12 protein-coding genes and 1 tRNA gene are annotated in these 12080 nt (G+C 41.4%); 9 read left to right on the plus strand and 4 right to left on the minus strand.

Annotated elements, in window-relative coordinates; genetic code table 11:
• Window positions 1–13: 13 nt before the first annotated feature.
• The 4 genes from guaB to ND16A_RS20785 all read left to right on the plus strand — a co-directional run bounded on the left by guaB (window position 14) and on the right by ND16A_RS20785 (window position 3716).
• The gene (gene guaB / locus ND16A_RS03310) at window positions 14–1483 is read left to right on the plus strand and encodes an IMP dehydrogenase (RefSeq protein ID WP_033078837.1); all 1470 of its coding nucleotides are present in this window, start codon (window positions 14–16) and stop codon (window positions 1481–1483) included.
• Between the two features lie 201 nt (window positions 1484–1684).
• A complete protein-coding gene (gene guaA / locus ND16A_RS03305; protein WP_033078838.1) occupies window positions 1685–3262 on the plus strand; it encodes a glutamine-hydrolyzing GMP synthase in 1578 nt (525 codons plus the stop codon).
• A gap of 83 nt (window positions 3263–3345) precedes the next feature.
• Window positions 3346–3489 carry a GMP synthase (glutamine-hydrolyzing) gene (locus ND16A_RS20780; RefSeq protein WP_081945665.1) on the plus strand — a complete coding sequence of 48 codons (144 nt, stop codon included), beginning with the start codon at window positions 3346–3348 and terminating at the stop codon, window positions 3487–3489.
• An 83-nt stretch (window positions 3490–3572) separates the two neighbouring features.
• Entirely contained in the window at window positions 3573–3716 is a 144-nt protein-coding gene (locus tag ND16A_RS20785) for a GMP synthase (glutamine-hydrolyzing) (protein WP_081945665.1), read from the plus strand.
• 247 nt (window positions 3717–3963) lie between these two features.
• Here the strand turns inward: ND16A_RS20785 and ND16A_RS03300 are convergent, their stop codons facing one another.
• Window positions 3964–4407 (minus strand): TipAS antibiotic-recognition domain-containing protein, encoded by a 444-nt coding sequence (locus tag ND16A_RS03300; protein ID WP_033078839.1) that lies wholly within the window; start codon window positions 4405–4407, stop codon window positions 3964–3966.
• Between the two features lie 127 nt (window positions 4408–4534).
• Here ND16A_RS03300 and ND16A_RS03295 point away from each other — a divergent pair, with 127 nt between their 5' ends.
• The 3 genes from ND16A_RS03295 to ND16A_RS0119645 all read left to right on the plus strand — a co-directional run bounded on the left by ND16A_RS03295 (window position 4535) and on the right by ND16A_RS0119645 (window position 5718).
• Window positions 4535–5107: a glutathione S-transferase family protein gene (locus ND16A_RS03295; protein ID WP_033078840.1), complete on the plus strand. Its 573-nt coding sequence runs from the start codon at window positions 4535–4537 to the stop codon at window positions 5105–5107.
• An 87-nt stretch (window positions 5108–5194) separates the two neighbouring features.
• Window positions 5195–5512, plus strand: a complete 318-nt coding sequence (locus ND16A_RS03290) for a DUF1289 domain-containing protein (protein WP_033078841.1) — start codon at window positions 5195–5197, stop codon at window positions 5510–5512.
• Window positions 5513–5642: 130 nt separating this feature from the next.
• Window positions 5643–5718: transfer RNA gene (locus ND16A_RS0119645), tRNA-Phe, on the plus strand.
• A 273-nt stretch (window positions 5719–5991) separates the two neighbouring features.
• On the opposite strand, the gene ND16A_RS03285 is transcribed toward ND16A_RS0119645, so the two are convergent.
• Together ND16A_RS03285 and ND16A_RS03280 are read right to left on the minus strand one after the other, a co-directional pair.
• A complete protein-coding gene (locus tag ND16A_RS03285; protein WP_033078842.1) occupies window positions 5992–6210 on the minus strand; it encodes an EF-hand domain-containing protein in 219 nt (72 codons plus the stop codon).
• A 112-nt stretch (window positions 6211–6322) separates the two neighbouring features.
• A complete protein-coding gene (locus ND16A_RS03280; protein ID WP_033078843.1) occupies window positions 6323–8431 on the minus strand; it encodes a cation:dicarboxylate symporter family transporter in 2109 nt (702 codons plus the stop codon).
• Between the two features lie 193 nt (window positions 8432–8624).
• Here ND16A_RS03280 and ND16A_RS03275 point away from each other — a divergent pair, with 193 nt between their 5' ends.
• Both ND16A_RS03275 and folD read left to right on the plus strand, forming a co-directional pair.
• Complete coding sequence (locus ND16A_RS03275; RefSeq protein ID WP_152593918.1) at window positions 8625–10820, plus strand: diguanylate cyclase; 2196 nt, start codon at window positions 8625–8627, stop codon at window positions 10818–10820.
• Between the two features lie 86 nt (window positions 10821–10906).
• Window positions 10907–11764, plus strand: a complete 858-nt coding sequence (gene folD / locus ND16A_RS03270) for a bifunctional methylenetetrahydrofolate dehydrogenase/methenyltetrahydrofolate cyclohydrolase FolD (RefSeq protein ID WP_033078845.1) — start codon at window positions 10907–10909, stop codon at window positions 11762–11764.
• Between the two features lie 43 nt (window positions 11765–11807).
• On the opposite strand, the gene ND16A_RS21410 is transcribed toward folD, so the two are convergent.
• Window positions 11808–11957: a hypothetical protein gene (locus ND16A_RS21410; protein ID WP_160173544.1), complete on the minus strand. Its 150-nt coding sequence runs from the start codon at window positions 11955–11957 to the stop codon at window positions 11808–11810.
• Window positions 11958–12080 lie beyond the last annotated feature (123 nt).

A 12080-nucleotide genomic window follows, 5' to 3' on the forward strand; every position in this document is an offset into this window, starting at 1 on the left:
GCGAGATATTGCCATGCTACGAATTGCTCAAGAAGCCCTAACCTTTGATGATGTACTACTTGTACCTGCTCATTCAACGGTATTACCACACACTGCGAATTTAAAAACCCAACTTACCAGCAAAATTGAACTAAATGTGCCAATTTTATCTGCGTCTATGGACACAGTTACCGATGCTCGTTTAGCTATCGCACTTGCGCAAGAAGGTGGCATTGGTTTTGTACATAAAAACATGACTATCGCGGAACAAGCTGCCAACGTTCGTCAAGTCAAAAAGTACGAAAGTGGCATTGTGACAGATCCTGTTACCGTTAGTCCAGACATTAGCATTCTTGAAGTATTGAAGTTATCCGAACAATTAAAATTCTCCGGTTTTCCTGTGGTCGATGCCGCTAATAATCTGGTTGGTATCATCACCTCTCGTGATTTGCGTTTTGAAACGGATTTAGATAAAACCGTGGCCGATCTGATGACGGGGAAAGATAAGTTAGTCACCGTGAAAGCACATGCCGAGCGTGAAGAGATTCTAAATTTAATGCACATCAATCGCATTGAAAAAATACTTGTGGTGAATGATGCCGATGAAATCATCGGTATGATCACCGCAAAAGATTATCAAAAAGCAGAAAGCAAACCTGATGCCTGTAAAGATGAATTTGGTCGTTTACGTGTTGGTGCTGCTGTAGGTGTTGGCGCGGGTACTGATGAGCGAATTGCTGCTCTGGTAGACGCGGGTGTTGATATTCTTCTTATCGATACTTCACACGGTCATTCTCAAGGTGTTATCGATAGAGTGAAAGCCACTCGTGCCGCGTACCCTGATCTACAAATTGTTGCCGGTAACATTGCTACAGCAGAAGGCGCAAAAGCGTTAGCAGATGCTGGTGCTAATGCGGTAAAAGTAGGTATTGGCCCAGGTTCTATCTGTACGACTCGTATTGTCACCGGTTGTGGAGTACCACAAATCACCGCGATTTCTGAAGCGGTAAAAGGTTTGGCGGGCTTAGACATTCCGGTAATTGCCGATGGTGGTATTCGTTTTTCTGGTGATATCGCGAAAGCCCTTGTTGCTGGCGCGCACTGTGTCATGGTTGGTTCAATGTTAGCAGGTACTGAAGAGGCACCAGGTGACGTAGAGCTTTATCAAGGTCGTTACTACAAATCATACCGTGGTATGGGCTCATTAGGTGCGATGAATCAAAAAGAAGGTTCTTCAGATAGATACTTCCAAAAATCTAATGATGCCGACAAGTTAGTACCTGAGGGCATTGAAGGCCGTGTTGCTTATAAAGGTCCGATGGCGGCAATCATTCATCAGCAAATTGGCGGTATTCGCTCGGCCATGGGCTTAACCGGTTCTGCCAATATTGAAGAAATGCGTACTAAACCACAGTTTGTGAAAATTACTTCTGCCGGTATGGGTGAGTCGCACGTCCACGACGTAACCATAACCAAAGAAGCTCCAAATTATAGATTGGGCTAATTTTGTGATGTTGGGGCGGTTATTTGTCCCTATTTCGACTTTTCGTGTACTCATTTGCAAAAGCAAACTCCGTGCACTAAAAGCCGAACTAGAACCAAATTCCTCGCCCAAACATACACAAAATGAATTTTAATTATTTTATATTAAAAGCGGCAATAAGAAGTAAGCCCGGTTTTATCACTGAAAAAGAGAAGAGACACAATGAGTCAAGACATTCATGACCATCGAATTCTGATATTAGATTTTGGTTCACAATACACCCAGTTAATTGCCCGTCGTGTGCGTGAAATTGGTGTTTACTGTGAGCTTTGGGCCTGGGACGTAACCGAAGAGCAAATCAAAAGTTTCAATCCATCGGGTATTATTTTAGCCGGTGGCCCGGAATCGGTAACCGAAGAAAACTCACCGCGCGCTCCTGAGTATGTGTTCAATGCTGGCGTGCCGGTATTTGGTATTTGTTACGGCATGCAAACCATGGCCGAGCAATTAGGTGGTGGCGTACAAAGCTCCCAGCATAAAGAATTTGGTTATGCCGCGGTTGAAGTGGTAGGTCAATCGGCGTTATTTAAAAATATCGAAGATGCTATTGGCGCTAACGGCAATGCTACCTTAGATGTGTGGATGAGCCACGGTGATAAAGTTGCTCAAATTCCAGCCGGGTTTACCACTATCGCACAAACCCCAAGCTGTACTTATGCAGCGATGGCGAACGAAGAAAAGAATTTCTACGGTGTGCAATTTCACCCGGAAGTCACCCATACCAAACAGGGTATGCGTATTCTTGAACACTTTGTGGTTGATATCTGTAAGTGTGAAAAATTGTGGACCTCAGCTTCCATTATTGAAGATGCGATTGCCAAAATGAAAGCGCAAGTTGGCGATGATGAAGTGGTACTTGGTCTATCTGGTGGTGTCGATTCATCAGTAGTTGCGATGCTTTTACATCGTGCCATTGGCGACAGATTGACTTGTGTATTCGTCGATAACGGCTTATTGCGTTTGAACGAAGGCGAGCAGGTGATGGACATGTTTGGCGATCACTTTGGTTTGAACATAGTGCATGTGAAAGCTGAAGACCGATTCCTCGATCGTCTTGCCGGTGAAGCCGACCCGGAAGCGAAGCGTAAAATTATTGGTAACGTATTTGTTGATGTTTTTGATGAAGAGTCGAAAAAATTAAGCAATGCGAAATGGTTAGCACAAGGCACCATCTATCCAGATGTTATCGAATCTGCGGCCTCTGCTACCGGTAAAGCTCATGTGATCAAATCTCACCATAACGTTGGCGGCTTACCAGATGATATGGAGTTAGGGTTAGTTGAACCGCTTCGTGAATTATTTAAAGATGAAGTTCGCAAGATTGGCTTAGAACTGGGGTTGCCGTATGACATGTTATATCGTCACCCATTCCCTGGACCGGGTTTAGGGGTACGTGTGCTTGGCGAAGTGAAAAAAGAGTACTGTGACTTATTGCGTCGCGCCGATGCTATTTTCATTGAAGAATTGCACAAGCATGAGCTATATCACAAAGTAAGCCAGGCATTTACCGTATTCTTACCGGTACGCTCGGTTGGTGTTATGGGCGATGGCCGTAAGTACGACTGGGTTGTATCGTTACGTGCAGTTGAAACCATTGATTTCATGACCGCGCACTGGGCTCATTTACCATACGACTTCTTAGGCTTAGTATCTAACCGTATTATCAATGAGATCGACGGCATTTCCCGTGTAGTTTACGATATTTCAGGCAAACCACCTGCCACTATCGAGTGGGAATAATCATCGTTTAGTTTGATTCGCTCACTGTGATTAATAGCCTTCAATTTTGAAGGCTTTTTTATGCTCCAAAAGTATTTGATTTCATGACCGCCAGACATAACGGGGCTCATTTACCATACGACTTCTTAGGCTTAGTATCTAACCGTATTATCAATGAGATCGACGGCATTTCCCGTGTAGTTTACGATATTTCAGGCAAACCACCTGCCACTATCGAGTGGGAATAATCATCGTTTAGTTTGATTCGCTCACTGTGATTAATAGCCTTCAATTTTGAAGGCTTTTTTATGCTCCAAAAGTATTTGATTTCATGACCGCCAGACATAACGGGGCTCATTTACCATACGACTTCTTAGGCTTAGTATCTAACCGTATTATCAATGAGATCGACGGCATTTCCCGTGTAGTTTACGATATTTCAGGCAAACCACCTGCCACTATCGAATGGGAATAATCATCGTGGATGATTATATGAAATAAAAAAAGCCTTCATTATGAAGGTTTTTTTATTCTGGGTTGCGCGCTACGCGCTACAATAGATGGCGTAATTTTTCCTATCATTAATTATATTCCAATACATACAGACTTCGATTCATATTAAATGATTAGCTCTAATCGTATTAATAAAGCCCAAGTAAATATTGTAAACAATCCTTCGGCTTCAATCATGCTGCCTGAAGCTCGTAGCCCGCGGCCAATTGCTAGTCTAGCTTCTGTTCCGCATAATGCATCATCGCATCGCTAAAACGTTGGGCCAAGCCTGGTGCCAATTGTTCAAAGTTTGCTTGTTGATCGGCATCGTTAGCAATGCTGTTTGCCATCGCCTTAAATTTTTCAGCATTCACTAAAATCGCTTTGTTTTGTAACTTGGATAACGCGAAAGTGGTATAGGCAAGGTATTGTTGTACAACGGCTTGCATCTCAGTAGAGTCGAAGGCAAATTCAGATGCTTTGGCAAGTTCTGCATTAAACGCATCGGCTTTCTCTTTAAGCTCCATGGTATCTTCCATGCTTAAGTTAGCCAACTGTTCAAGGCGTTGATCGACTTTGTCATCGCCGACTCGTTCACGGGCTAATTGCTCTTGGCGTTCAAGCTCTTCATTTTCAAATTCGTTGCTGTCTGATACTTGCTTATTATCACTCATTACTTTTACCTTTACTGTTTCATACTTATTTTAACGGCGCGATCTTGCCACAACCATTGATATATAGCTATAGTATTCGTCTTACGCTGATAGGCACTAACAAGTTAAGCTTCCCTTTAGGAATATTATGATTTTATATGGTTCAACCACCTCGCCATTTGTGCGTCGCATTCGTATTTTTACCCATGCCATTCCGGTCGAATTTGCTGTTATGGACATATTTTCCGGCGATGGTCGGAAAATTTTAATGGCGAAAAACCCAACGTTGAAAGTTCCATTTTTGGTCGATGATGAGGTTAACGTGTTTGATTCAAGGGTGATTTTCAGATACATCACCGAGAAATTTGAATTAACACCGATTTCCTGGCATCAAGAAAACGCTTTAACGCTAATTGATTCGATAAGTGACTCGTTAGTTTCGATGTTTTTATTATCAAAGAGCGAAATAGATACCAGTGATGATAAAATGTTTTTCAATTTGCAGCGTCAACGAGCAGGGCAAGTCTTCAGCGAACTTGAAAAACAATGTGCCGCTGGCGATTTTGCTGAGTGGCATTACCCCAGCATCTGTTTATTCTGTTTACTCGATTGGGTGCAATTTAGAAATATGGCCGATATCAGTGCGCACCAGCATTTATTATCGTTTTACCGCGCGAACGCGAAACGAGAAGAGGTTATTGACACCGATCCAAGAGATTAGCCTTAATGGTAAATTCCATGTATCTTTAAATATATAACACCATATTGGTTTAATACGTCTTTAGCCGCTGAGCAGTAAAGGTTTCGCATGCAAGAGTTGCAACTCGATTTTTTTGATATACCCAGTCCTTGTCGCGGGGTATGCAAATCGGATGACAAAGGATATTGTCAGGGTTGCTTTCGCACACGTGAAGAGCGCTTTGGCTGGAAAGAGTTGAATAATAGTGAAAAGCAAAAAGTAATAAAACGTTGCTTACAAAGAGAAAAACGACGTAATACTCCAGTTAAAGAAAAGGTTGAACAAGCAGAGCCCGATATTGTTCAGCCATCATTACTCGACCCACCGGTAAAAGAAAATATCTGCAGTGTTATCGCCGACGATGAATTTGACGACTTTGAGCTTTAATCGAGCAATATTAAGACGCATCGAATAAATAATAGGCAACTGAAATTATTTATCTAAAAATAGGTTGCGAACATTTAAAATGCGCTATATGATACGCGCTCTTCAACGAAAGATTGTTCTTAAAGTTGAAGCCTCGATAGCTCAGTCGGTAGAGCAGGGGATTGAAAATCCCCGTGTCCCTGGTTCGATTCCGGGTCGAGGCACCATATTTCGAAAGGCTCTGCAATTGCAGAGCCTTTTTTCGTTTAGTAACGAAAAAATTTTGAGTGAATCCCCCTCGAAAGGCTCCCAGCCTGCCGGGTATAAGTACAAAATATTAATAGCTTCGGGCTACGGGCAGAACTGGCATTGCTACACGATAGGTGAATTGATCAAATACACCGCCCGTGGCCAGTAGCTCGTTGCTAGCAGCTTAAAATCTACATCCATCCATAAAAAAACCAGCAAACGCTGGTTTTTTTATGGATCTAACGATTAGTTTATAACGCTAAATCAATGATCATCTCGGTTAACTCTTCTTTTGAAATTGAGTTGTCATGATTCTTATCAAATTTATGGAAAATGCTCTCACACATGTTTAAGCCTTTTTGCTGTAATAAGCAGTCAATTAATTCAACAAATTCAGAGCGATTAATTACACCATCTTTATCTTCATCGAAAATTTCGAATAATTCGTCTACCCATTCTTTAATTTGCATTTTTCTGTCCTTGTAATCTTTACAGATAGTTATATAACCTTAATGTACTGCTTATGGCGTTGAATTGAAATAACCAATTTGTAAAATTTTATGCTATTTGAGCAAAATGTTGTTATTTGACGAAACGCCCTGGCTCTTTGCCTTCAATCCAGTAGCGATATAACGCATCTATGGTTTTGCTACGCTGTTTCATGGTGATCCACAAACTAATAAACCGTTCGAAGGCAATGTCGCCATGCGCCACGGGAAACGCGATAGCAAAAGGCGGAGCATGCGGTTTCGGAGTAACCACAGAATAATCAGGGTAAAGTAGGGTCCAGGCTGACGCGCCAGCCGCGCCATACATCATCGCATCGATGTTTTCTCCCTGTTTTTGAAAAAACAATCTAGGCGTTGATAATTCCCATACGGTATTGTTAGGTAAGTTTTTACTCACACTTGCTTCGTAAAAGTAAGCCTCTGGCACCCCTATGACTAACTCTTTTTTGTCGATAAATTTCTGCCAGTGTGAAAACTTACGGCGATCGGCATCTCGCACCAACAGTGAAAATGGCTCTTCGGTATAGGCTGTAGTCAAATTGTATTCAATCAGGTTTTTCGGGGTAACAGGAATGCCGGAAACGATATCGAGATAGCCATTAGATAACAGCTGTTTGGTTTGCTTGCGATAAATTAAGACAAACTCAATCGCAACCTCTAATTCTTGCGCCAGCAGATGACCAAGTTCGATATCTAAGCCCACTAATAAGCCGTCCTTATTGTGAAAAGCATAAGGCAGGGAGTCACGGTAATAGCCCATGCGAATAAAGCCCCTTTGCTTTATTATGGTTAAGGTGTCTTTTTGTGTTTGCGCCAAAGCATTGGTTAATTGACTACTGTCCGGTTCCCTTAAGTATCTTGCCTCAGCGCCAGGGATTAATAAGTTGCGATTGATGAATTTCTCATAGCCCTGATATGGATGGCTGATCAATTCAAAAACGGCACTGAGCATAACAAATATTAGCATCGTACATATTGGTGCAGAGGCCGTGAGTATGGCGAATGGGCGAAGATAAAATTTCACTTTATTTATGGTCAACAGAGTGGTTAATAACGCTAATACGGTGATAAACATTACCGATAATAACGCGCCTAAACGAGAAATAATTAATTGTTCAGCAACGATAAACAGTTCAAACATACTCGCCGAAATATTCGCGTTATCAAGCAAGTTAGGCACAGCTATCATACTGGAGCCAAATAATTGCATAACCCCAAATATCATTAAACTTAAATAATCGCTGACATTGACATTTTCCCCAGAAAACCAGCCGGCGAACAAGACAAACAATATTGCCAGTAACTTTCCACCAACAGGCAAGCTGTATGAAATAGGCACCACCACCGATGGCAGTCTTTTTACTTCACTATGTATTTTGGCGTATTCACTCAATTGTTTTTTTACATTCTCAGCAATTACGGGCAATACAATAAATATACTGCCCGTGGCAAATGCGGTAATTAAGGCATCTTTTGCCGCAAACAAAACTTGTCGATAGGTTAATGGGGTTATGGTTGCCACGAGTAGTGGAAATACGATAAAGGTCAGCAGTAGCACAATGCTTGTGGCGGTAATGATGTATACCATTAAACCATCGAGCTGATTATTATCGATTGTCGCCGAAGCATTTAACGATATGGCAAATACACCAATGGGGGCCAGTTTCATCACCAAATTGGTGACTATGGTAAGCGCCTCCCGAATGTCTCTAAATACATACAAACTGCGTCTTTTTTGCTCCAGGCCAATAAAGCCCAAACCAACAAAAATACTAAAAATAACCACCGCCGGGATGATGGCTTGTGCAAATGAGTCAAATGGATTGGCCGGGAGAAATAATTCCAAGATATTTAAAGGTTCGGCTTGCGCTTGATTGGACGCACTGTAAAAAGCCGCGGCACTCCAATCGGGAAAGGCGAGCGGAGATAAGCCGATAAAAAACAATACCGCACTTAGCAGTAGTAAAAACGTTAGACCGCCAAATTTTATTAATTGCTTGCCCTGACGACGACTCATTGAGCCAATACCGTAGATCAGTGACACAGAAATATAGGGTAGGGCGGTCATCTGCAACAGCATCACAAAGCCTTGGCCAACCAGTTCTATCGCGGGCAAGGTAAAATTAGTGCTAAAGCCGATTATCAGGCCGAAGACCATTGCTATTATTATTTTATTGGCCATTTGCTTCCTTCAACTGCTCTCGTAATAAGCTAATATATTGATGATGAATGTTAACGAAAAGAAAAAATTGTGAATATTGTTAATAAATTATAGATAAAAAAAGATAATAAGTATTTAATAAGCTAGTGCATTGGCAAAATTCATCGGTTTTCCAAAATATAATAACAACGTATTGAAACTAAATAATAAAAATATGAAAACGTTTTCTTTGAAGTATAGCCAGGAACAATTAAAACCTTTGTTGTTCGTGTTATTCGTTTCTGTGCTTGGCTTCGTAATAAATCTCTACCCGATACCGTTATTTACCGATTTGCACTTGATCATTGGTAATGCCGCGTTTGTTGTTGTTGCGATGCGCTTTGGTGTGCTCTACAGCTTACTCTCAGCGTTAATCGTAACCACCGCCTTTGTCATTTCCTTTTCCCACCCTTTTGGTTATCTAACCTTTGGCTTAGAGGCCATTGTTATCGCCTTATTCAGAAGAAAAGGTTGGTACATATTATATGCGGATGTGTTGTACTGGTTATTTATTGGCATGCCGCTGACGGCGCTAATACTGTTTTATTTTAGCGATATGTCGGAGCAGGTTGGATTATTAACGCTAATAAAACAAGCATTTAATGGTTTGTTTTATACCAGCATAGCCGGTCTTATAGTCTATTTTTTCCCGAAAACTTTTGCTTTTACATTTCGCCAGCAGCCCCGGGTATTACGTACCTTTAAGGCGCAACTGGTTTATGCAACCAGTTTGGTAATCACTTTTTCGATTATGGCAACATCAATTTTTGTCACGAAAAGTGTACTCAATAGTCAGCATAAAATTATTGAAAAAAATATTGTTGAACATAAACAGTATTTGCAAATGCTGACGGAAAATTTTATCGCCAAGCATGTGCAGGTCATTGAAGGCGCGGCAAACAGCTTACTCCTGCTAGGTAATGTCGATAAAACTAAACAACAGCAATTATTGCTAAATTATCATCGCTACTCGCCAGATTTTAGAACCATGTTTTTGGCCGATAACAAAGGAAATATTTCTGCCAGTAGTCCACAACAATTATTACCGGGCTTGCTGCAGTCAGGCGAAACTCCAAACGTGTCATTTCGAGAATATTTTCAGGCCAACATGTCTTCCAATACGGTATTCATCTCCAAAGCGATACGAGGAAAAGGGTTTGGTGATGACCCCATTGTCTCAATCAGTAAGCCATTTTATTTAACCAATAATCCCAATGCAGACGGCATAGTACAAGGTTCGATAAACCTGTCCAACCTAGCTCAAATCATTCCTGAGAATTTACAAAGTGAGTTCTCTTTCGTTATTTCTGATGCGGCTAACTCGATTATTTACGCGTCAAAATCGCTAAACTTGGAAGTATTGAACGTATTTGAATACAAAAAAAAGCAAGACATTACCTTTAAAAATACCGGGCTGGTGGCACTACCGCAGAATGCTAATCCAGAAAATGCTGATACCGATTACTTTCTCACTAAAGGGAAAACGCAACATGGTTGGAATCTTTATGTGTTATTTGATTCAAAAAAGGTTATCGCCTCGATTGAACGTGAATATCTATTGACTTTCACCTTATTGTTTTTCGCCTTTTTAATCGCAATTGCTTTGGCGCAAAGAGTTGGCAAGCAAGTTACCCGGCCGTTAAAATTCATCATGAAGCAATTGCAGCAGTTTGAGGTGAATAACGAATTTGAGTTTAAACCGTTATACAGCAATTCATCGAAAGAGATTGTGTTGTTATATGATGAACTGCAACGGAACAAAAATGAGATCAATGAGCATAAGCGCAAGCTGGAAGATGAAGTAGCGCAGCGCACCAACGAGCTTAAATTAGCCAATGATAAACTCACTCAACTTGCGCAAAAAGATGGGCTGACCGGTATTTTTAATCGTCGTTATTTTGATGAGAATTTTTCTTTATTTCAAAAGCTGGCATTTCGTAATAAAAACTCATTGGCCGTGGCGATGTTGGATTTGGACAACTTTAAAGACATCAATGATGTACATGGTCATTTAACTGGTGATCAATGTTTGCGACTGGTTTCTGAAACCTTGTCAATTGAATTTTCCCGAGCCACTGATTTAATTGCACGTTATGGCGGCGAAGAGTTCATTCTGGTGATAAATCAAATATCGGAACAAGATTTGCTCTCAAAACTGGAAAAGCTGCGTACCGCCATTGCCGAGTTGGTGATTTATAATGAAAACCAACAAAGCTTTAAAGTCACCGCAAGTATTGGCGCCGTGCTGGCGCCAGCATCATTTAGCCGAGATGCTGAGCAATGGATTAAAATTGCCGATCTCTGCCTATATAAGGCGAAAAACTCTGGTCGAAACACAATTAAGCTCGAAAATTTTACTGAATTACTCTAGTTTGATTATTCTTTATTGGTTCATTTACAGGTAAAATACTCGAGATTTTTTAATTGTGTTTAAGTGTCGTCGTTTTGGAGTAGTAAATGAATATTGATGGAAAACAGGCCGCAGCCGATTTACGCGCTGAATTAGCCGTAGAAGTGGCAACTATGCAAGCAGAGAGAAACATTACTCCAGGCTTAACCGTAGTCTTAGTGGGTGAAGATCCGGCTAGTCAGGTTTATGTTCGCAATAAAGTAAAACAAACTCGTGACATAGGAATGATTTCGAACGAGATCAAACTTGCAGACAGCACCACTGAAGAAGAATTGTTGATGACACTGGCTAGCTTGAATAACGATGCCAGTGTGCACGGAATATTAGTACAACTGCCACTGCCTAAACACATCAATGAACAAAAAATTATTGCCACAATCGCACCAGAAAAAGACGTTGATGGTTTTCATGCGATGAACTCTGGCCGTTTGTTAAACGGTGAAAGTGACGCTCTCGTGCCGTGCACTCCACAAGGCTGTGTGATTTTAGCGAAACGTCATTTAGGTGATGATTTATCGGGTAAGCACGCCGTCATTATTGGCCGTTCTAACATTGTTGGCAAACCGGTCAGTATTTTATTTTTACAAGAAAACTGTACCGTAACCATAGCCCATTCCCGAACACAAGATTTACCGGCTATCTGTCGCCAGGCTGACATCTTGGTTGCCGCCGTTGGGCGTCCAGAATTTGTTAAAGCCGATTGGGTAAAAGCAGGTGCTACTGTGATTGATGTCGGCATTAACCGTATTGAACGCGATGGTAAAAATAAATTGGTTGGCGATGTGGATTTTGCTGATGTACAAGATAAATGTTCAGGTATCACGCCGGTACCCGGCGGTGTTGGCCCAATGACCATTGCTTGTTTGCTAAAAAATACGGTAGCAGCGGCAAAAAATTACGGTTAATTCGGCCTCTATTTATATTTGAAGTGGCTTAAATCGCATCTAATCACCCTCTAAAGGCTTCCTCGATAATTGCTTCTGCATTATTCTCGGCTTTGGCATCCTGCGTCGCTCTACTTTCTGCATCCATGCAGTCGTACCTACGTACGTCTTGTACTAGTGCCTGTCGGGTATAAGCACATCCATGTGCAAACATTCCCTATCCACCTTCCATGGCTCGGGAATATAAGCATCCTTGTGCAAAAATGCCGCAAATAATGCGGCATTTTTCGTTATATAATCTGAACTCGGGATGTGCGTATTGCTTTACCTGGTTCAG

Source organism: Thalassotalea sp. ND16A (genome assembly GCF_000764205.1).
GTDB lineage: Bacteria > Pseudomonadota > Gammaproteobacteria > Enterobacterales > Alteromonadaceae > Thalassotalea_A.

Excerpts from the sequence above, each read along its gene's own strand:
- guaB (WP_033078837.1), top strand. The coding sequence starts at position 14 with ATGCTACGAATTGCTCAAGAAGCCCTAACCTTTGATGATGTACTACTT.
- guaA (WP_033078838.1), top strand. The coding sequence starts at position 1,685 with ATGAGTCAAGACATTCATGACCATCGAATTCTGATATTAGATTTTGGT.
- ND16A_RS20780 (WP_081945665.1), top strand. The coding sequence starts at position 3,346 with ATGACCGCCAGACATAACGGGGCTCATTTACCATACGACTTCTTAGGC.
- ND16A_RS20785 (WP_081945665.1), top strand. The coding sequence starts at position 3,573 with ATGACCGCCAGACATAACGGGGCTCATTTACCATACGACTTCTTAGGC.
- ND16A_RS03300 (WP_033078839.1), bottom strand. The coding sequence starts at position 4,407 with ATGAGTGATAATAAGCAAGTATCAGACAGCAACGAATTTGAAAATGAA.
- ND16A_RS03295 (WP_033078840.1), top strand. The coding sequence starts at position 4,535 with ATGATTTTATATGGTTCAACCACCTCGCCATTTGTGCGTCGCATTCGT.
- ND16A_RS03290 (WP_033078841.1), top strand. The coding sequence starts at position 5,195 with ATGCAAGAGTTGCAACTCGATTTTTTTGATATACCCAGTCCTTGTCGC.
- ND16A_RS03285 (WP_033078842.1), bottom strand. The coding sequence starts at position 6,210 with ATGCAAATTAAAGAATGGGTAGACGAATTATTCGAAATTTTCGATGAA.
- ND16A_RS03280 (WP_033078843.1), bottom strand. The coding sequence starts at position 8,431 with ATGGCCAATAAAATAATAATAGCAATGGTCTTCGGCCTGATAATCGGC.
- ND16A_RS03275 (WP_152593918.1), top strand. The coding sequence starts at position 8,625 with ATGAAAACGTTTTCTTTGAAGTATAGCCAGGAACAATTAAAACCTTTG.
- folD (WP_033078845.1), top strand. The coding sequence starts at position 10,907 with ATGAATATTGATGGAAAACAGGCCGCAGCCGATTTACGCGCTGAATTA.
- ND16A_RS21410 (WP_160173544.1), bottom strand. The coding sequence starts at position 11,957 with ATGTTTGCACATGGATGTGCTTATACCCGACAGGCACTAGTACAAGAC.